This is a genomic window from Streptomyces sp. NPDC088246 (assembly GCF_044741025.1).
In the GTDB taxonomy this organism is placed as follows: Bacteria; Actinomycetota; Actinomycetes; order Streptomycetales; family Streptomycetaceae; genus Streptomyces.
The window spans coordinates 112,019-129,707 of sequence record NZ_JBIURV010000024.1 but is presented as its reverse complement, the minus strand read 5'-3'; the positions used below and the strand labels follow the sequence as shown (position 1 = coordinate 129,707).

The following is a 17,689-nucleotide window of genomic DNA, read 5'->3' as shown; positions in this document are numbered from 1 at the left end:
CGACCCTACCCGCGACCGAGTTGTCGGCGCCTCGGAATATCCTGGGTGTCCTGGCCGTCGGCTGACGAAGGAGTCCGAAGGTGCCGTCGATGCTTGATGCTGTCGTCGTGGGGGCGGGGCCCAACGGACTGACCGCCGCGGCCGAACTGGCCCGCCGTGGCTTCGCCGTGGAGGTCTTCGAGGCGGCCGAGACCGTCGGAGGCGGTGCCCGTACCGAAGAGCTCACCCTCCCCGGCTTCCGCCACGACCCCTGTTCCGCCGTTCATCCGCTGGGCATCGGCTCGCCCGCGTTCAACGCGATGCCGCTGTCCCGGCACGGCCTGGAGTGGCTCCAGCCCGAGCTGGCGCTCGCCCACCCGTTCCCGGACGGGTCGGCCGCCGTGCTCACCGGGTCGGTGGGGGAGAGCGCCATGTCGCTCGGCGCCGAGGACGCTGGGGCGTACCGCAGGCTCGTCGCCCCGTACCTGGGGCACTGGGACACCCTCGCCCAGGACTTTCTGCGCACTCCGTGGGACGGGCTGCCCCATGACCCGTACCGCTGGGTGCGATTCGGTCTCCACGCGCTCCAGCCTGCGACACTGCTCTCCCGCCGCTTCCGCGGTGCGAAGGCGCGCGGTCTGTTCGCCGGGCTCGGCGCCCATGCCATAGCGCCCGTCAGCGGCCTGGGTACCGGCGGGGTCGCCCTGCTCTTCGCCATCGCCGCGCACGAGATGGGCTGGCCGGTGCCGCGCGGCGGATCGCAGGCCATCTCCGACGCCCTTGCCTCGTACATACGCGAACAGGGCGGCACGATCCGTACCGGCACGGAGGTCAAGCGCCTGGACGAGCTCCCGCCCGCCCGCGCCTACATCTTCGACACCTCGCCGACCGCCCTCGCCCGCATTGCGGGGCTGGGCCAGGCCTACAGCGGCTATCGGTACGGGGCATCCTGCTTCAAGATCGATTACGCGCTCTCGGGCCCCGTCCCCTGGACCGCGAAGGAGGCCCGCCGCGCCGGAACGGTCCACATCGGCCCCACGGCCGGCGAGATCAACTCCGCGCTGAGCGCCGCGGTGGCGGGCCGCGACCCGAGCGTGCCGTTCCTGATCACCGCACAGCCCAGCCTGGTCGATCCGTCCCGTGCGCCCGAGGGCCGGCACGTCTTCTGGGCGTACGGACATGTCCCGGCGGGCTGGGAGGGCGACGCCACCGATGTCATCGAGCGGCAGCTGGAGCGCTTCGCCCCGGGCTTCCGCGACCTGGTGCTCGCCCGAGCGGTCGCGGGGCCGCCCCAACTCGCGGCGCGCAACGCCAACTACGTCGGTGGCGACATCGCGTGCGGCGCGTTCTCCGGCCTCCAGACGGTGATACGGCCCAAGCTCGCGCGGGTTCCGTATGCGACGGCGCATCCGGCGGTGTTCATCTGCTCCTCGGCCACTCCGCCCGGCCCGGGCGTGCACGGCATGTCCGGTCACCATGCGGCGAAGGCCGTCTGGCGGCGGCTCCGGACGGCCTGAGCGCCGGCGCGCGGCACCGGGGCCCGTAGCCTCTCAGGCCGGCTCGGCTGTCTGCGCCGAGCGGACACCCTGGGCAGTTCGGCCTTGTTCGAGTCCGGCACATGGAGGTGAAGAAGACCCGCCCGGTGCTGCCCCGGCGTACCGCCGTGAGGCGCGTCAGGACCTGCGCGCCCTGCGCGACTCCGGTCGTCACCCAGGACATCGACTCCTCGCCGGCCTCGGCAGGCGCCCCTCGGGCTTCACCGACTTGTACGTGACCGTCGCTCCGCCGTTGTTGCCGGACGTCGAGAGGCCGTCGGCGCAGGCGTCGACCGTCGCGCGGCCGTCTGCGACGGTCTGCTGGGCGCCGTCGCCCTCCTGAGACGAGAGGCTGACGGTCACGGCTGGGCCGGCGAGGCGGGCTTGGGAGAGGCCCTACGGCGTGCCGGCCGGCGGGGCCGTGGTGGGAGCGTCGGCGCTGCAGGTGGCGCGGCCGAAGGGGCCCTCGGCGACAGAGCGGGAGACCAGCGGGCCGTGGACGGTCGGTGCGCACTCGGCGCGACCGCCCTTCTCGTCGAGGATGATCTGCATCGTGGGCGGCAGTCCGCGGGGGAGTTGCCGGAGGCGGAGTAGACGACCCCGTAGGTGGGAACCGCCTTGTCCTTCCTTGTCCTTCGGCTTGTCTCGGTCTCCTTCGACACCGGCGGCCACAGCGAGCGCGGCGGGCGTCTGCTGCCCTCCGCGCTCCCCTGGGCCAAGAAGGTCGCGCTGCCCGATTCAAGCCTGAACGGAGTCACGGCCGTCCGGAACACCGAGGCCCTCCGGAGCGCCAAAGGCCGTCCGGCCGACAGGCACACGGCATCATGGCCGCATGCGCACACCCGAGGCCGTCACCGTCACCCTGGTACGCGGTGACATCACCCGGCAGTCCGCCGATGTCATCGTCAACGCGGCGAACTCCTCCCTGCTCGGCGGCGGTGGGGTCGACGGGGCGATCCACCGGCGCGGCGGCCCGGAGATCCTCGCCGCGTGCCGGGAGCTGCGCGCCTCGCAGTACGGAAAGGGGCTGCGCACCGGCCGGGCCGTCGCCACGACCGCCGGAAGGCTCGATGCCCGGTGGGTGGTTCACACCGTGGGCCCGGTGTATGGGATTTCCGGCAGTGATCCGTCCCTGCTGGCGTCCTGCTACCGCGAGTCCTTGCGCGTCGCCGACGAGCTCGGAGCACGGACGATCGCCTTCCCGGCCATCTCCACCGGTGCGTACGGGTGGCCGCTGGAGGATGCCGCGCGTATCGCCGTGGAGGCGGTGCGGGGGGCTGACACGGCTGTCGAGGAGGTGAGGTTCGTCCTCTTCGACGATCGGGCCTACGAGGCGTTCGCCGCGCAGGTCGGCTGACATGTATACGCTGCTGAAGCAATTGCTCGGCCTGAGTCCCCGCCCGAGGTAGCCGGTGCAGCACGACCCGGCACTGAGGTGTCGTGCTGCACGGCATGACTCGCCGCTTGTCGTTCGTGTGAGTGGCGCACGTGAGGGTGAGGTCACTGGTGCAGGACAGCATCCACCAGCGACATGATCCCGATGACGGCGCACGTGGAGTGCGTGGCGGTCCTGGAGCCGGCTGCAAAGGGCGCCTGACCCGCGGTTTTTGTGCGTGCGCATTATGCGTGGTGTGGGTGTTACGGGTGAAATCTTGACGCTGAGGTGATGCTCGTGTCGCTTGTTCTGATGGGTCGTCATTCCGCTGGTCGTGCAGTTCATGCGTAGTGGAGTGATCGATTTTCGAGGTGGATCCGCTGCGGCGAGGGTGTGTAGCACGGCCCTGCGGCCGACAGGCGAGGTCGGCGGCCAGGGCCAGCGGGACGTCCGCGGCAACGGCACGGCCGCCAGGGCCTACCGCGGCCGGGCCGTATCGACCTGGCCCGCCGCCAGCGCATCATAGAGCCCACCGTGCCCGCAACGGTCCTCGCCCACCACGCCACGCCTTGTTGCGGCTCCTCGACGAAGGCGCTGCCATCGGGCGGGCGATGCCGATACCGGCGGGAGAGTTCGGCAGCCAGGAAACGACCGTCGCGAGCAGCCTCGATGTGTGCATCGCCTTTCGACCGTACCAACATTCATCACGGCAGCAATATGTCAGTAAGTTCCCTCATTGCATGTATGGGCGGGAAACTGGCGGACGCTCCGATGTGAGTAAATTGTGCCCATCTCCCTTCAGCGCGTTCACTCTGCACGCAAGTTGATAGCGTGCATGGAGCGAAGGCGTCCACGTGGGCGACCGACGTACGGGGTACCCGCCGACGGGGGCGGCGGCGCGGCTGACGGTGACCTGGTCGTGCACGACGACGAACTGGTGAAGATGGGCAACACGGCGTACGAACTGCGTCAGAAGTTTGGCACGGACAGCGACTTCGCCCGCCCCAGTACGTTCACCGCGTCGATCGACCTGTTCAACGACGGTCTCGACATGGGTTCCGCGCTGACCGAGCTGCAGGATGCGTGGAACACCCAGACCGCGACGTTGAAGGAGGCGTGCGCGCACATCTCGAATCACTTCGACTTCACGCGCGCACAACACTCCAAGGACGAGGTCTATATCAATACGGGGATGAGGAACGCCGGCGGCGACCTGATGTCCGTGTCGAAGATCAACGACTACATCAATCAGCTTCGCAGAACGATCAGTGACTGAAAGCTATGGGGGCCGGGCGGCGGATGACAGCGGAAACGATGACAGCGCAGGAACTCACCGATCTGCGTCTGGGTACGTTGGACACCGCGGTGTCCGACTGGGAAAAGATGCACACGAAGCTCGAGACGCCGGCCACCGGGGAGGGCGGTGGTACGAGCGCCAGAGGTCTTCGGACGCAGGCGGACGCCGCCGACTGGAAGGGGGCAATGCCACCATCTCCAAGGAGTTCGTCACCAAGATCGCTGTCGAGTTCCAAGACGTGGCCGCCCAGGCGAAGAGCGTGCTCGGCATCCTGCGCGACGCCAGCGCTGCCTTCAAGAAGCACAAGGCGGCAGCTCCATTGCGGGGCCACCGAGAAGGTAATGGGGGAGACGACGCCGACGGGCCGACCGAGGAATCCTGACGCTCGCCCGATGCCGTTTCTGATGCGGCTTCAGGAGCGTAATGCGGGTCCTCGGGCCGTCCCTGCGAGCGGTGTCAGGATGTTGTGCTGCTCACCGAGCGGGTCAGGCCCCGGAGGTGGTGTCCGTCGGAAGCGTCGGAAGTGGAGGCCCTGGAAGGTCCTGAGGGGGACGCCGTGCGGACGGCAAGGCCGAGGGCAAACTTGTCGACAGCCTGGACCGCCTCGCACGGCAACCCGCGGGGGCAGCCATCGAGCGGTGTACCGCACGTTCGCTTCCCCGCCCGACTCCGCTCATTTTCAACGTTGTCACAGTGCGGTGGGCTGGCGATGGACGATTCGCGACGCCGCTGGCGCTCAGTGGCCGCGCAGTCTTGCTGTCTTACGAGGCCCCAGAGAACCACCTGCGCGTTCGTGCGCGTCCTGCCCTGGGGTGCGATCAGCCACCTACGACCGGGGAGGAACCGTGGAGCAGCCGAAGCCGGCGCTCGTCGAGCGCATCGTCGACCGGAGGCGGGGCGGCGGTGATCCCCGTGCTCTGGTCGGCGAGATGCGGCGTTCGGTCCTTCTGGTACCGGTGGTTGACGGATGCCTCTGGTCGGTGCGTTCGGGCGGTGTGCGGTGGATCTGCGGAGCGAGGCGGCCCGGCGCGCGTACCTCGAGGGCGGTTCGGTCGAAGACGCACTTCGCGCGTCTCAGGAGGCACATGCCGCGGCGCTTAGGGAATGGGGCAGTCCAGAGGCACTCGCCCATGCCCACGCGGAGTTCGGAACGGATATGCAGAAGGCGTTCGGCGACCGGTCGGTGATGTCGTTCACGACGGACCCGGAGGTCGCGAAGGTCTTCGCCCGTGGTGGGCCTGTCTAACGTGCCATGATCAATCCGAGCGAAGGGTTCTGGCAGACCCTGCCCGGAGCAGGCGAGAGCGAAGTTCTGATCCCCCACATGATCAAGGTGGAACCGTGGGCAGGCTGACAGTGAGATTTCGCAAGTGGGACACGCGGTACTTTCCGGCAGGAGAACTGGTCAGGGCTGACGAGCCGATCGCCGGCTTCGACGAGCTGGAGGACCGCCTGCTCGCCGACCACCCTCGGATGCGCCGCATCCTGATTCGTCTACGTCCTGGCTGGCCGCTGCTCCGCTACTACCTGCACTGGAGCGATGGAACGGACCTGACGTCCCTCGACAGGCGGGTCGCTGCCGGGACAGCGACCGAAGAGGACTTCGCCGGGGCCGTTGTCGGAGAGCCTCACAGCATCTCGCACCCAGCCTGCGGTGCAGAGTTCCGCGTGATCGAATGGGACGTTGCCGCTCCCTTGTTCTCCAACGGAGTCGAGCGCTCACGCGCCCACTCGTACCGCAACGAGTGCCCGGTCTGCGGGGGCCGTTTCACCGGCAACGTGCTGGAGTTCATCACACCCGAAACGTCGTAAGGCGCGTTCAGGCCGGGGCCAGTACGGAGCCTCAGCGGGCGGGCGTCGCCTTCGCACAGGCGGACGGTGCCAGTGCCGCCTGCAACGGATGGTTCGACATAGGCGGCATCGACCATGAGACTGAGCTTCGATGACGGCTGGCGCGCGACGGTGACGGAGGATCCGCTGCACCTCACCCCCCGCTTCGCGGGCACCTCCGTCCGCACCGCGCCCGACGCGGACATGAGGGAACGGGACAAGTTCCTCGTGGACACGGTCGGGAGCCAGGAATGGCTGGGGACACCCCTGACGTCCTCCGGTTCGCCCCGGCCGGCCGGCAGCTGGTCGGTGCCGAGTTCCAGGTGCCGGAGGTGTCCGCTTCACCTGGGACGGCCTCACCCTGTGCGAGCAGACGAGCCATGGGCCGGGCGCCCCGCACGCAGTCGTCCTGACCTGGGACCACCGGGACGTCGTGCCCCTGGCCCAGACCGAGCGCATCCTGACGGCCGACAGCGGTCAGGAGGAGATCGACCGCCGGTTCTTCGCCGTCGCCACCGACTTGGTCGGCACGCCGACCGAGCTCATCGACGAGTCGGGCGACATCGCCTGGCGCAGCCGGAGCACGCTCTGGGGCACCACCGTCTGGGCCCGGGACAGCAGCGCCTACACCCCACTGCGCTTCCCCGGCCAGTACTACGACCCCGAAACCGGCCTCCACTACAACTGCTTCCGCCGCTACGACCCCGAGACCGGCCGCTACACATCCCCGGACCCGCTGGGCCTGGCTCCCGCGCCGAATCCCGTCGGCTACGTGGACAACCCGTACGCGGGGTGCGACCCGCTGGGCCTGATGCCGTACACAAAGGAGGAGAAGGCCCAGCAGGCCAGGGAAAAGGCCGTCAAGACCGCGGACGAGGTCATCGAGCGGGCGCAGAGTGGCCGGATGCGGAAGGACGGCGATTACCACGCGGACACCAGGCACGCGTTCAGCGACGAACGGGTCGTGGAGATCCTGAAGAGCCCGGACGCGGTGTACCACTCCTCGGCCGGCAGCGGAAACCTGACCTTCCGCCAAGGCGAGGACGTCGTGGTCGTCCGGGGCCAAAAAGACGGAGCGGGCAACGTCCTCACCGCGTACGGCCCCTCGGGCATGAAGGGCCCGTCCGGGGCGGAGGCGCTTGGCGGTCTACCCACCGATCCCGGCGGGCCGATCACCCACGCGGACGTCGTGGAGGGCAGGATTCCGGGCAAGAAGGGCTACATGGCTCCGGCGGAGCAGATCGAATGAGGCGGCAGGGCATGAAGATCACCATCGGCAGCGACTGGACCGCGACGGTGACGGGCGTACCCCTGAGCGTCACCCCGCGCTTCGACTTCTCGAGTCCCGGTGTGCGCCTAGCGCCCTACGCGGACCGGGAGGAGCGTGAGCGCTTCCTCCTGGACACCTTCGGCAGCCAGGAGTGGCTGTGGGACACCCCGGACACGCTCGGGTTCGACCGGGCCGGCCGGGAGCTGATCGGCGCCGAGTTCGAGCTGCCCTACGAGTCCGCCTCCGCCGAGGACTGCGCCCGCCTCCCCTCCATACCCCCCGTCCTCCCCGGCGGGCTGCGCGCGGACGAAGAGCGGAACTGCCGCCTTGAGGTGACCTCGGTGCTGTGCCGTGCGCCCGGGGACGCCGTGCTGACCTGTCTGCGCGACCTCGACGTCCTTGACGAACCGCTGGAGGCCCGCATCGGCATCGCCCCGGACGTGGCGCTTCTGGTCCAGCACGGCTCCATCGTCGGCTGGAGCCTGACCGATCCCGCGCGCTATCTGACCACCGGTTACGCCGTCCCCGACCCCGCCCCGCCGTCCTCGGCCACCCGTCGGCTGCTCAGCGCATGCCTGGACCTGATCACTGATCCGCTGCTCGAAGAGGTGCGGGACCGTGAGCCGGCCGCCCTGGCCCGGCTCCGGACGGTCCACCAGGCCCTGCAGGCCCAGCGCGAGGACCAGCACCGCGCCGACGCGCTGCTCGCGCTCATCGCCAACTTGGTGGAGGACTACAGGAACTGGTAACGGTCAGCCGAAGAAGCTGAGGCCCGCTCCAACGCCAGCCGCGCGTAGGAGGCGAGGCCCGCGCCAATGCTTCCCGAGGCGGCGAACGCGGCATCCGCCTTCACCAGCGCCTGCCAGGGCGCCCGCTGCTCCTGAGCCAGCTCCCGCAGCGTCGAGCGGAGGAGCTCGTCCAGGGCGAGCGGCGTTGCGTCGAAGCGCTCCGCCAAGCGCTCTGCCACACCGGAAAGTTCGGGACCCTTGACCGTGAGAGCGACGAAACCGCCCCGCCGCCGGGCCGCCTGGAGGCAAACTGCCCGGACCCGTCGGGGATCGCGGCCGAGCGCCAGTTCGCTCTGCGCGCCCTCGATCAGCGTCCGAGTACTGGCCAGCGCGGACACCGTCTGCTCGGTGTGCCAGGTGACGGCATCCCGCGCGCGCGGCAGGAAACGCTTGCCCTGCTGGTCGTAGGCGAGCGGGAAGCCGGCCCGGTCCAGGGCCTCTTCCAACTCCACGTACGTGGTGTCGGCGAGCACCGCCGGCGCGGGGAAACGGGCACGGACCCGGGCCGGCAGGTCGTCGGTGCCGATCCCGGTGTCGGGCCGCACCCCTGCGGCGGCCTGCGAGATGCGCAGCGCCTGGACCAGATCCAGGCCCAGCGGGTAGAACTCCAGTCGCGGAGAGACACCGACGCCCCGTGCCGGGGAACGCACGCAGCCTGTGCTGTTACCTGTGCGCGTAGGGCAGCAGGGCCATCTCGCGGGCGTTCCTGATCGCCCGGGCAAGCTGTCGCTGCTGCTGTGCGGTGACCCGGGTCACGCGACGGCTGCGGATCTTGCCGCGGTCGGAGACGAACTTCCGCAGCAGATCGGTGTCCTTGTAATCGATGTAGGTGATCCCGGCCGTGTCCAGCGGATTGGGGCGGGACTTCAGCGGCTTGTGGGGATCGTTGCGTCGTGCCATGCGAATTCCTTGGGTGTGAGCCTCGGGTGCGCTCGGGTGCGAGCGGTCGTGGAGCCGCGTGCGGGCGCACGGTAGTCAGGAAACCGGGTCGAGGAGCGAGTCGAAGGGATCAGGGAGCTGTTTCCACGCCTCGGGTCCTGCCGCGTACTCGGTGTCGGTGAGCAGACAGGATTCGAGGAGCCGGACCAGCCCGTCGCGGTCGAGGCCGGGGGAGGTGAAGACGAGGTGCTGGCAGCAGTCGCCGTGCTCGGGATGCCAGTCGAGCGCGGCGGCCGCCCTGCGGATGGGAGGCACCATCTCCCATGCCGCGTCCGGCAGGGAGGCCAGCCACGGGCCCGCGCTCTCCACGCAGAGCGCACCGCCGGCCGCGTGCCAGGCCAGCAGGGTGTCGGGGCGGTCGGCGAGCCAGAACCGGCCGCGGCTGCGCGCGGCCACGCAGCACAGGTCTTCCAGCGCCTTGTAGAGCCGTCCGGGATGGAAGGGGCGGCGGCGGTGCCAGACGAGCGTGGCGACCCCGGACTCGTCCGCCTCCTGCGGCAGCAGCGCACAAGCGGGGTGCTGGGCCGCAGCCGCCGTTTCCACGTCGAAGCCGGCGAAGGCCAGCTGGGCGAGTTCGCCGGAATGGGCGGGCACCTGACGTGCCGTCGGGTGGAGCTGGGTGAGCAGCGCGCAGTCCTCGTCGTCGGCCGCTTCGCCGTCCACGAGAGCGAGCACGGGTGCGTACTCCAGCTGTCGCGCCCAGGTGTCTCCCACGGTTCGCCGGTCCGTGGCGGCCGCAGCGAGACCCACCTCGGCCAGGTCGTCGCCGTTGGCGAGGCAGGGCAGCACGAGCGCGGGGTCGACGGCGGTCATCACATTGGTGAGTTCGAGCACGTGACCGCCGTGCGCGACGACGACCTCGGCCATCGTTCTCGGCTCGACCGAGTCCCACAGCTCGACGATCGCAAGCCGGGTCAGGCCGCTGCCGGCCAGCCGTTCCAGTTCGGGGACCAGGTCCTCGCGCAGCGCACAGCAGGCGCAGTCGTTGACGAGCGGCGCGTCGCCATGGGACAGCTCACCCGACGCGTCCCGTACGAGGCGCCGCACGGTTCCCTCGGCGGCGGTGGCCAGATCGTGGTGGAGTGCGACGCTGCCGGGGACGGTGCGCAGCAGTCGCTCCACGACCTCCTTGCGGGCGTCGGAGTGCAGCCCGCCGACGATCACGACGGGCAACCGGGCCTGCTTGGGCATCAGTTGGTCCCGCGTCGGCCGTAGCGGCGCTCGAACCGCTCGACGCGTCCGGCGGTGTCCAGAACGCGGGCGGTGCCCGTGTAGAAGGGATGGCTCACGGAGGAGATCTCGACATCGACGACGGGGTAGGTGTTGCCGTCCTCCCACTCGACCGTCTTGTCGCTGGTCGCGGTGGAACGGGTGAGGAAGGCGGAGCCGGCGGCCTTGTCGCGGAATACGACGGGACCGTACGGGGGGTGGATTCCGGGCTTCATGACGGTGTCCTTCTGGATCGGGCCGGGGAGCCGGGCGGGGGAGCGGTCAGCGTTCTTCGCGGAAGTCGACGTGGTTGCGGGCGACCGGGTCGTACTTGCGCAGAACCATGCGCTCGGGGTCGTTCCGGCGGTTCTTGCGGGTGACGTACGTGTAGCCGGTCCCTGCGGTGGAGCGGAGCTTGACGACCGGGCGTAGTTCGTTGCGTGCCATGGGCGCTACTATATGGCAATGATTTCCATTTTCAATACACGGTTCACCGTGGAAAGCAGGTAGTGCCATGTCCGCCCACTGCCAACTGACCGGCGCCCGGCCGGGCTTCGGCAACAACATCTCCCACTCGCACCGGCGCACCTCGCGCCGCTTCGACCCCAACGTCCAGCGCAAGAGGTACTGGCTGCCGAGCGAAGGGCGGAACATCCGGCTGACGCTCAGCGTGAAGGCGGTCAAGACCGTCGACAGCATCGGGGTCGAGGCGGCCGTCGCCCGTATCCGCGCCAGGGGCGTGAAGGTCTGATGGCCAAGAAGAGCAAGATCGCGCAGAACGAGAAGCGCAAGGCGATCGTGGAGCGATATGCCGCCCGCCGTGCCGAGTTGAAGGAGATCATCCGTCGGCCGTCCTCCGCGGACGCCGCACGCCTCGCCGCCGTGGACGAGCTCCGGCGTCAACCGCGCGACGCCAGTGCGACCCGGGTGCGGAACCGGGACGGCGTCGACGGGCGGCCGCGCGGGCACCTGCGGAAGTTCGGGCTGTCCCGTGTTCGCATGCGCGAGCAGGCTCATGCCGGATTCCTTCCCGGGGTCACCAAGTCCTCCTGGTGACGTGAGCCCCTCCGGTCCCGGGGCCGGAGGGGCGATCATCCATTTTGAAAGTGATTGCCATGACGCATGGCGTGGGACAGTGGACGAGCGACATCGTGTGGTGTGAGCCGGCCTCAGTGATCAGGCACCTGACCTCCAAGGGCAGGGAGGCGATCCCCCGACCCGGCGGACGGGCTCGCCTCCGTCGGGAATCCGGGCGCCACCCACTACTCGATCCCACAGACGCAGAACCCCGACGCGCTGTGGGCCGGCTGGAACACGGTTTTCCAATCCGCCGACAGCCAGGGGAAGTCGGACCTCTCGCCGGACGAGGTGGAGGGCCCGCGGGAGTTGCCGGCAGTGCAAGGCTGATGTCGGATTCTCGCCAGCCCCCAGGTGTCCGGTGACCGATGCTTGAGTCATGCACACCGACACCGAGCGCTGCGTGCGGGCCGTCCAGTCCAAGGACGCCCGCTTCGACGGCTGGTTCTTCACGGCGGTCCTGACCACCAGGATCTACTGTCGCCCCAGCTGCCCCGCCGTGCCGCCCAAGGTCGAGAACATGACCTTCTACCCCAGCGCCGCAGCCTGCCAGCAGGCAGGATTCCGGGCCTGCAAGCGGTGCCGCCCGGACACCAGCCCCGGCTCCCCGGAGTGGAACGCCCGTGCCGACTCCGTCGCCCGTGCGATGCGACTCATCCGGGACGGTGTCGTCGACCGTGAAGGCGTCCCCGGTCTTGCGGCCCGGCTGGGCTACTCCGCCCGGCAGATCGAGCGCCAGCTGCTCGCCGAGCTGGGCGCCGGCCCGCTGGCCCTGGCCCGTGCGCAGCGTGCCCAGACCGCGCGGCTGCTCATCGAGACGACCGGACTCCCCATGGCCGAGGTCGCGTTCGCAGCCGGGTTCTCCTCGATCCGTACCTTCAACGACACCGTCCGTGAGGTCTTCGCGCTGGCCCCGGGCGAGCTGCGCAGCCGCGCCGCCCGGTCCGCCACACCGTCGCCCACCCCGGGCGTGATAGCGCTGCGGCTGCCGTACCGCGCCCCGCTCAACCCCACCAATCTCTTCGGTCACCTGGCCGCGACCGCGGTCCCCGGCGTCGAGGAGTGGCGCGACGGCGCCTACCGCCGTACGCTCACCCTCCGGTACGGACACGGCATCGTCGCCCTCACTCCGCACCCCGACCACATCGCATGCCGGCTCTCCCTCACCGATCCGCGCGATCTCACCCTCGCGATCAGCCGCTGCCGCTGGCTGCTCGACCTGGATGCCGACCCGGTGGCCGTCGACGACCAGCTGCGCGCCGATCCACTGCTCGCCCCGCTGGTCGACAAGGCGCCGGGCCGACGGGTGCCGCGTACCGTCGACGGAGCGGAATTCGCCGTACGAGCGGTGCTCGGCCAGCAGGTCTCGACCGCGGCCGCCCGCACCCACGCGGCCCGCCTGGTCACCGCCCACGGCCTCCCCGTCGACGACCCGGAGGGCGGCCTCGCCCACCTCTTCCCGACCCCCGAGGCCCTTGCCGCGCTCGACCCCGAACAGCTCGCCCTGCCGCGCAGCCGCCGCACCACCCTCACCACACTCGTCGGCGCACTCGCCGACGGCACACTGCGACTCGGCACCGACACCGACTGGGAGAAGGCGCGGGCCGAGCTGACCGCCCTGCCCGGCTTCGGCCCCTGGACCGTCGAGGTGATCACGATGCGGGCGCTCGGGGACCCGGACGCGTTTCTCCCCACCGACCTCGGCATCCGGCGCGCGGCCGACCAGCTGGGCCTCCCGTCGACACCCGCAGCGCTCACCGCCCGCGCGGCGGCCTGGCGGCCCTGGCGGGCGTACGCGGTCCAGTATCTTTGGACCGTGGACGATCACCCCATCAACCACCTGCCCGTATAAGCAAGTTGGGAAGTTCACCGATGACCGCGACGCATACGCGTGCGGCGACCCGGCAGCACACGGTCGTCGACAGCCCGTACGGTCCGCTCACCCTCGTCGCCACCGACGGTGTCCTCGCGGGCCTCTACATGACCGACCAGCGGCACCGCCCGCCGGAGGAGACCTTCGGTGACCCGGACCCACGCCCCTTCACGGAGACGATCCGCCAGCTGGACGCCTACTTCGCGGGTGAACTGCGTGAGTTCGACCTGCCGCTGCATCTGGACGGCACCCCGTTCCAGCGCAGCGTCTGGGCGCAGCTCCAGCTGATCCCGTACGGCGAGACCCGCTCGTACGGCGAACTGGCCGAGTTCCTCGGCAAGCCGGGCGCCTCACGTGCGGTGGGCCTCGCCAACGGCAAGAACCCCGTGGGCATCATCGTGCCCTGCCACCGGGTCATCGGCGCCTCGGGCAGCCTCACCGGCTACGGCGGAGGGCTCGACCGCAAGCAGCGGCTGCTGGCCTTCGAGAACGGCACGCAGGACGACGCCCTGGCGCTCTTCTGACGCCGCCCGAGCGAAGAGACGTGCGGACGGGCTTGGAATTCCAAGCTCGTCCGCGCGTCACGCACGAAGAGGCCGAGTCGGCGAAGACGTCAGCCGGTGAAGATCTCCACCAGGGTCCAGATCGCCAGCCCCAGCATGCAGAGCCCGCCGATCCGCTGAACCGTCTTGAGGGGCACCCGCTTCGCGATGAACCGCCCCGCGAGGAGCGCCAGCGCCGAGACGGACATCAGGGCGGCCGCGGACCCGATCGCCGTGGACCAGGTGCCGTTGCTCGCGGCCAGATTGGCCGTGGTGATCTGGGTGAGGTCGCCCCACTCGCTGATGAAGACCGCCATGAATGCGGTCGAGTAGACCGGCCAGAAGCCGGTCACCGTCTTGGTGCCGCCCTCCTCTTCGTCATCGCCGCCGCCGTTGCGCAGCAGCATGAACGCCCCGAACGCGAAGAGGGACGCCGAGACGAGCTTGACGATCCAGTCGGGCAGCAGCCCGATCAGGCTGCCCGCCCCGACGGCGATGGCCACGTGCACGATGAACGCGGACGACGTACCGAACCAGACATACAGGGGTCGCATACGGGTGCCCATGGCAAGCGACGCGAACATCGTCTTGTCGGGGAGTTCCGCGAGGAAGATCAGCCCGAAGGCGGTGAGGATCGCCAGGGGGTCGAGGTGCATTCCGGGTGGCTTTCTGTAAGAGCCGGGCCCCGGGCCTTCGCGAAGCGCCACTCGGGCTTTTCGGAGGACCACTCGGCCCGGCACGACGTCAGCGCCCACGGGGCGCGGGCGCGTCATACCTGACCGAAGGTCTCGCCCGCCCGAAAGGATCTACGGGCCCGGCCACCGGGAACCCGGGGGGCTCCAGTGTGTCGACGACCGGTTTGCGGGGCTACTCCCCTTCGCAGCCATCCACACTACCTCACCGGCCGGCGGGGGAGTGCAGGTGTTCGATCCGGCGGAGGGATCGGTAGAGTCCCACGGTGATCATCCGCGCCGGCACCGGAGGCGTCCGCGTATGAGCCGCCGTACCCGCAAGGCCGACCTTGCCCGGGGCACACCTCGCCCCACCGTCAGTGTCTGCCGGCAGTTGCTCCGGCGGGGTGTGGACGAGGGAGTACCAGGCAAGGGCACCGGCCAGGCTGCCGTCCGCCAGATCCAGGGCAGTCATCGACCCCTCGTCGAACGTGAGGTCCGGGTGTGCCCGGCGGGCCACCGCGACCACGCCCGGTGACAGACCGATACCGAACGCCGTCAGCCCGAGGTCGCGCACACGAGCCGCCACCCGACCGGGTCCGCAGCCGAGATCGCCCACCCGTCCGCCGCCGGCCGCCGCCACGAGATCGGCGAAGGCGGCCGGCACGGCGCGGTCGCAGGCAGGGCTTGTTCGCCGACTCTTCGGCCGGCAGAGCGGCGTAGTCGACGGCGACGGTGTCGTACGAGGCCCGGACGCCGTGACGGACATCGCCGCCTGGGTCGAGGCGGGCGGCCCGGGGCCGGCGGACCCGCCCGGAGGAAGGTTCGGTCACGCGGGGGACCGTACAGCCCACCTCCGGCACTGCCCGGCTCGATCGGCGCCGCTGCGGCAGGGCTGAGCGTTTTTCGGCCGTAGCGACCACTCAGCCCCTGGAGTCCGTACCCGTGTCCGGGCCCGCGGCCAGTCGTTTCAGCAGCGCGGGAAGCGCCGTGCCGATGGGCTCGCGGATGGTCTCGTCGGCCAGTTCGTCGTACGGTGTGGGCTCCGCGTTCACCACGATCAGCCGCGCCCCGTTGTCCACCGCGATCCCGGCCAGCGAGGCGGCGGGCTGCACCTGCAGCGTCGTACCGACTGCGATGAACACCTCGCAGGCCTTGGCGATCGACATCGCCTCGCCCAGCACCACCGGATCGAGCCGCTCACCGAACATGATCGTCGCCGACTTCAGGATCCCGCCGCAGACGGTGCACGGCGGGTCGGCCTCACCCGCCTCCACCCGGGCCAGCGCCTCGGCCATCGGAGAGCGGGCATGGCAGCGGGTGCAGACCGTCTCGTGCGCGCTCCCGTGCAGTTCGAGCACCTTGCGGGCGGGCAGACCGGCGAGCTGATGCAGACCGTCGACGTTCTGCGTGATCACCCGCACCGCGGCGCCGGACCGCTCCAGCTCCGCCACCGCCCGGTGGGCCGTGTTCGGCTCCGCGCCCCAGGTCGCGCTGGTACGGCGCATCTGCCAGGAGCGGCGGCGGATCTCCGGATCGGCCATATAGAAGTCGTACGTGACAAGCTTCTCGGCCTCCGGATCCCTGCGCCAAAGCCCATTGGGCCCGCGGTAGTCGGGGATGCCGGAGTCCGTGGAGATACCGGCGCCGCTGAGGATCGCGACGAGAGTCATGGCACGAGCGTACGCAGCGCCGGCCGTCCCCCGCGAGGCCGTTTCACCCGGTGCAGGGGTCCGGGTCCCATGGCCTGGGTGACCCTGAGTCGCGATGCGGAACTCGTCTGGGAAGTGATGGTGCTCGCGGGCGTCGGGAGCCCGCAGGACGCCGTCGAACTCGTCGTGCGCGACTCCATCGCGCGCGGCCACCGCACCGAAGCGCGGACCACCGCGCGCGAGGAGTCGCTGCGCGAGGTGGACGTCAAGCCGCAGGACCAACAGGACTGAACGGCGACGGGGTCCGGCCCGTCCAGGTGTTCAGCACGGCGCGGGCTGTCTGCTTGGTGACGCCGCCGTCCTGGACCGTGCCGCTTTGAGCGACGTAGAACTGCCCGTCGTCGAGCGAGACCAGCCCGTACTGCCCGTACTGCCCCGGCACCGGCCACCCGTACGTGCCGGTCGCCGCATCGTGCGCCCCGTCGCGCAGCAGGGGGAGCAGCAGACCGCGCTCCGGCCTCTGCTGACCGAGGACGGGGCCGCGTACCGGCTTCCTCGCACCGTCCAGCGCGAAGACGGAGTAGTTGGGGAAGCCCGGCTTGGTGCCCTTGTAGACGGCCATCAGCCAGTTGCCGCTGTGGCCGTCGTACTCCAGGTTCTGCACGCCGTACGTGGTGTTTCCGGTGTACGCGAAGAACTTTCCGTCGACGTGCGCGGGGCCGCTGGTGTGCGGGGCGGATTCGGTCAGCGGGCGCTCGTACTTCTTCCACCGTGTGACGTCGTACTGCAGCAGCACCTGGTGGTCGTTGTCCGCGCGGCCCGTGTTGGCGTACACGCCGTACGCGACCGTCAGTTTCCGCTCACCTCGCTTGCCGCGCCGGTCGCCGAACGCCGGGCCGAACGCGACGCCGTCGATGCCGCTGCAGCCGTAGCGGTGATCGGGCGTATTGGCCGTGTCGCCGTCGAAGACACCGTCGCCGTTCATATCGGCGGTGAAGTCCTTCACCACCTCCCTGAGATAGACGGTCGACACGACACCCGTGGACTGGGCGTCCATGTCCATCCGGGTGATGCGGTCGACGTCGAGGATCGCGATGTAGAAGGACTCCGCCTCCTTGTACTCCAGCGAGCCGTAGACCCTGCCGTCCTTCTCGTTGAAGTCCAGATCGCCGAGATGGCCGGTGAATCCGGTGACCGAGCCGACCGGGTTGCCCTTGAGGTCGGTCTTGACCAGCAGGTTGGTCATCGAGAAGTACATGAAGCCCTTGCGGCGGTCGATGGCCATGCCCTGGACATGACCCGACTGCCACGCGCCGCCGTCGACCGACAGCGGCACCTTGCGGTGTGCGGCCGGGGCCGACGCCGGCTGCGCGGTCGCGGTCGACGCCGTGGCGACAACTGCCGTACAGGCGAACGCTGCGATGATCGTGGCCGGCAGCCTGCCGAGGTGTCCCGTGTGCGTACGCATGATCCCTCCGCTGTCGTGGAGTTCGGATGATGCCCATCGAGCGTGCACTGCGGACAAATGACACATGAACGGGGGTGTCCGACAGCTGTTGACCGGACTATCAGCTGACGGCCTGTCAAGACAACGGGACAAAACGAAAATACAGGCTATACATGACGGGTGATGGGTGCGGGGCGCGAGCGGG

General features: G+C 69.8%; 21 protein-coding genes and 1 pseudogene. 12 read left to right on the top strand and 10 right to left on the bottom strand.

The window, feature by feature from the left end; translation table 11 throughout:
- Positions 1-80 precede the first annotated feature (80 nt).
- Complete coding sequence (locus ACIPEK_RS29730; RefSeq protein ID WP_402002132.1) at positions 81-1,496, top strand: phytoene desaturase family protein; 1,416 nt, start codon at positions 81-83, stop codon at positions 1,494-1,496.
- A gap of 414 nt (positions 1,497-1,910) precedes the next feature.
- On the opposite strand, the gene ACIPEK_RS29725 is transcribed toward ACIPEK_RS29730, so the two are convergent.
- Positions 1,911-2,066 carry a hypothetical protein gene (locus ACIPEK_RS29725; protein WP_402002129.1) on the bottom strand — a complete coding sequence of 52 codons (156 nt, stop codon included), beginning with the start codon at positions 2,064-2,066 and terminating at the stop codon, positions 1,911-1,913.
- A gap of 280 nt (positions 2,067-2,346) precedes the next feature.
- Here ACIPEK_RS29725 and ACIPEK_RS29720 point away from each other — a divergent pair, with 280 nt between their 5' ends.
- From ACIPEK_RS29720 to ACIPEK_RS29695, 6 genes and pseudogenes are all read left to right on the top strand, one after another.
- Positions 2,347-2,871, top strand: coding sequence for an O-acetyl-ADP-ribose deacetylase (locus ACIPEK_RS29720; protein WP_402002126.1), 525 nt, complete (start codon positions 2,347-2,349; stop codon positions 2,869-2,871).
- Between the two features lie 853 nt (positions 2,872-3,724).
- Complete coding sequence (locus ACIPEK_RS29715; RefSeq protein ID WP_402002123.1) at positions 3,725-4,165, top strand: hypothetical protein; 441 nt, start codon at positions 3,725-3,727, stop codon at positions 4,163-4,165.
- A 988-nt stretch (positions 4,166-5,153) separates the two neighbouring features.
- Positions 5,154-5,432, top strand: a complete 279-nt coding sequence (locus ACIPEK_RS29710) for a hypothetical protein (protein ID WP_402002120.1) — start codon at positions 5,154-5,156, stop codon at positions 5,430-5,432.
- Positions 5,433-5,527: 95 nt separating this feature from the next.
- A complete protein-coding gene (locus tag ACIPEK_RS29705; protein ID WP_402002117.1) occupies positions 5,528-5,998 on the top strand; it encodes a hypothetical protein in 471 nt (156 codons plus the stop codon).
- Between the two features lie 352 nt (positions 5,999-6,350).
- A pseudogene (locus tag ACIPEK_RS29700) lies at positions 6,351-7,265 on the top strand (RHS repeat-associated core domain-containing protein); the annotation flags it as partial.
- An 11-nt stretch (positions 7,266-7,276) separates the two neighbouring features.
- A complete protein-coding gene (locus tag ACIPEK_RS29695) occupies positions 7,277-8,035 on the top strand; it encodes a hypothetical protein (RefSeq protein WP_402002114.1) in 759 nt (252 codons plus the stop codon).
- Here the strand turns inward: ACIPEK_RS29695 and ACIPEK_RS29690 are convergent.
- The 5 genes from ACIPEK_RS29690 to rpmG all read right to left on the bottom strand — a co-directional run bounded on the left by ACIPEK_RS29690 (position 8,020) and on the right by rpmG (position 10,669).
- A complete protein-coding gene (locus tag ACIPEK_RS29690; protein ID WP_402002111.1) occupies positions 8,020-8,724 on the bottom strand; it encodes a hypothetical protein in 705 nt (234 codons plus the stop codon). The two genes, ACIPEK_RS29695 and ACIPEK_RS29690, sit on opposite strands and share 16 nt — an antisense overlap.
- A gap of 13 nt (positions 8,725-8,737) precedes the next feature.
- The gene (gene rpsR, locus ACIPEK_RS29685; RefSeq protein WP_383071325.1) at positions 8,738-8,974 is read right to left on the bottom strand and encodes a 30S ribosomal protein S18; all 237 of its coding nucleotides are present in this window, start codon (positions 8,972-8,974) and stop codon (positions 8,738-8,740) included.
- Between the two features lie 75 nt (positions 8,975-9,049).
- Positions 9,050-10,204, bottom strand: coding sequence for a CobW family GTP-binding protein (locus tag ACIPEK_RS29680; RefSeq protein WP_402002108.1), 1,155 nt, complete (start codon positions 10,202-10,204; stop codon positions 9,050-9,052).
- On the bottom strand, positions 10,204-10,458 hold the full coding sequence (locus ACIPEK_RS29675; protein ID WP_402002105.1) for a type B 50S ribosomal protein L31: 255 nt from the start codon (positions 10,456-10,458) through the stop codon (positions 10,204-10,206). The genes ACIPEK_RS29680 and ACIPEK_RS29675 overlap by 1 nt, the downstream gene beginning before the upstream one ends.
- Positions 10,459-10,504: 46 nt before the next feature.
- Positions 10,505-10,669: a 50S ribosomal protein L33 gene (gene rpmG, locus ACIPEK_RS29670; protein WP_383071331.1), complete on the bottom strand. Its 165-nt coding sequence runs from the start codon at positions 10,667-10,669 to the stop codon at positions 10,505-10,507.
- A gap of 67 nt (positions 10,670-10,736) precedes the next feature.
- Here rpmG and rpmB point away from each other — a divergent pair, with 67 nt between their 5' ends.
- The 4 genes from rpmB to ACIPEK_RS29650 all read left to right on the top strand — a co-directional run bounded on the left by rpmB (position 10,737) and on the right by ACIPEK_RS29650 (position 13,696).
- Entirely contained in the window at positions 10,737-10,973 is a 237-nt protein-coding gene (rpmB, locus tag ACIPEK_RS29665; protein WP_402002102.1) for a 50S ribosomal protein L28, read from the top strand.
- Positions 10,973-11,278, top strand: coding sequence for a 30S ribosomal protein S14 (gene rpsN / locus ACIPEK_RS29660; RefSeq protein WP_383071335.1), 306 nt, complete (start codon positions 10,973-10,975; stop codon positions 11,276-11,278). The genes rpmB and rpsN overlap by 1 nt, the downstream gene beginning before the upstream one ends.
- Before the next feature lie 400 nt (positions 11,279-11,678).
- Positions 11,679-13,151, top strand: a complete 1,473-nt coding sequence (locus ACIPEK_RS29655) for an AlkA N-terminal domain-containing protein (protein ID WP_402002099.1) — start codon at positions 11,679-11,681, stop codon at positions 13,149-13,151.
- A 20-nt stretch (positions 13,152-13,171) separates the two neighbouring features.
- Complete coding sequence (locus tag ACIPEK_RS29650) at positions 13,172-13,696, top strand: methylated-DNA--[protein]-cysteine S-methyltransferase (protein WP_402002096.1); 525 nt, start codon at positions 13,172-13,174, stop codon at positions 13,694-13,696.
- Positions 13,697-13,785: 89 nt separating this feature from the next.
- Here ACIPEK_RS29650 and ACIPEK_RS29645 read toward each other — a convergent pair whose 3' ends face one another.
- The 3 genes from ACIPEK_RS29645 to ACIPEK_RS29635 form a co-directional block, all read right to left on the bottom strand.
- Complete coding sequence (locus ACIPEK_RS29645; RefSeq protein WP_114247589.1) at positions 13,786-14,370, bottom strand: TMEM165/GDT1 family protein; 585 nt, start codon at positions 14,368-14,370, stop codon at positions 13,786-13,788.
- 241 nt (positions 14,371-14,611) lie between these two features.
- Complete coding sequence (locus ACIPEK_RS29640) at positions 14,612-15,052, bottom strand: class I SAM-dependent methyltransferase (RefSeq protein WP_402002093.1); 441 nt, start codon at positions 15,050-15,052, stop codon at positions 14,612-14,614.
- Between the two features lie 256 nt (positions 15,053-15,308).
- Positions 15,309-16,058 (bottom strand): SIR2 family NAD-dependent protein deacylase, encoded by a 750-nt coding sequence (locus tag ACIPEK_RS29635; RefSeq protein WP_402002090.1) that lies wholly within the window; start codon positions 16,056-16,058, stop codon positions 15,309-15,311.
- Positions 16,059-16,127: 69 nt separating this feature from the next.
- Here ACIPEK_RS29635 and ACIPEK_RS29630 point away from each other — a divergent pair, with 69 nt between their 5' ends.
- Positions 16,128-16,328: a DUF2191 domain-containing protein gene (locus ACIPEK_RS29630; protein ID WP_402002087.1), complete on the top strand. Its 201-nt coding sequence runs from the start codon at positions 16,128-16,130 to the stop codon at positions 16,326-16,328.
- Here the strand turns inward: ACIPEK_RS29630 and ACIPEK_RS29625 are convergent.
- A complete protein-coding gene (locus ACIPEK_RS29625; RefSeq protein ID WP_402002084.1) occupies positions 16,303-17,505 on the bottom strand; it encodes a hypothetical protein in 1,203 nt (400 codons plus the stop codon). The two genes, ACIPEK_RS29630 and ACIPEK_RS29625, sit on opposite strands and share 26 nt — an antisense overlap.
- Positions 17,506-17,689 lie beyond the last annotated feature (184 nt).

Coding starts and splice junctions, on each gene's coding strand:
- ACIPEK_RS29635 (WP_402002090.1), bottom strand. CDS start 16,058: ATGACTCTCGTCGCGATCCTCAGCGGCGCCGGTATCTCCACGGACTCC.
- rpmG (WP_383071331.1), bottom strand. CDS start 10,669: ATGGCACGCAACGAACTACGCCCGGTCGTCAAGCTCCGCTCCACCGCA.
- ACIPEK_RS29725 (WP_402002129.1), bottom strand. CDS start 2,066: ATGCAGATCATCCTCGACGAGAAGGGCGGTCGCGCCGAGTGCGCACCG.
- ACIPEK_RS29695 (WP_402002114.1), top strand. CDS start 7,277: ATGAAGATCACCATCGGCAGCGACTGGACCGCGACGGTGACGGGCGTA.
- ACIPEK_RS29625 (WP_402002084.1), bottom strand. CDS start 17,505: ATGCGTACGCACACGGGACACCTCGGCAGGCTGCCGGCCACGATCATC.
- rpsR (WP_383071325.1), bottom strand. CDS start 8,974: ATGGCACGACGCAACGATCCCCACAAGCCGCTGAAGTCCCGCCCCAAT.
- rpmB (WP_402002102.1), top strand. CDS start 10,737: ATGTCCGCCCACTGCCAACTGACCGGCGCCCGGCCGGGCTTCGGCAAC.
- ACIPEK_RS29655 (WP_402002099.1), top strand. CDS start 11,679: ATGCACACCGACACCGAGCGCTGCGTGCGGGCCGTCCAGTCCAAGGAC.
- ACIPEK_RS29715 (WP_402002123.1), top strand. CDS start 3,725: ATGGAGCGAAGGCGTCCACGTGGGCGACCGACGTACGGGGTACCCGCC.
- ACIPEK_RS29630 (WP_402002087.1), top strand. CDS start 16,128: ATGGCCTGGGTGACCCTGAGTCGCGATGCGGAACTCGTCTGGGAAGTG.
- ACIPEK_RS29675 (WP_402002105.1), bottom strand. CDS start 10,458: ATGAAGCCCGGAATCCACCCCCCGTACGGTCCCGTCGTATTCCGCGAC.
- ACIPEK_RS29645 (WP_114247589.1), bottom strand. CDS start 14,370: ATGCACCTCGACCCCCTGGCGATCCTCACCGCCTTCGGGCTGATCTTC.
- ACIPEK_RS29650 (WP_402002096.1), top strand. CDS start 13,172: ATGACCGCGACGCATACGCGTGCGGCGACCCGGCAGCACACGGTCGTC.
- ACIPEK_RS29680 (WP_402002108.1), bottom strand. CDS start 10,204: ATGCCCAAGCAGGCCCGGTTGCCCGTCGTGATCGTCGGCGGGCTGCAC.
- ACIPEK_RS29720 (WP_402002126.1), top strand. CDS start 2,347: ATGCGCACACCCGAGGCCGTCACCGTCACCCTGGTACGCGGTGACATC.
- rpsN (WP_383071335.1), top strand. CDS start 10,973: ATGGCCAAGAAGAGCAAGATCGCGCAGAACGAGAAGCGCAAGGCGATC.
- ACIPEK_RS29710 (WP_402002120.1), top strand. CDS start 5,154: ATGCCTCTGGTCGGTGCGTTCGGGCGGTGTGCGGTGGATCTGCGGAGC.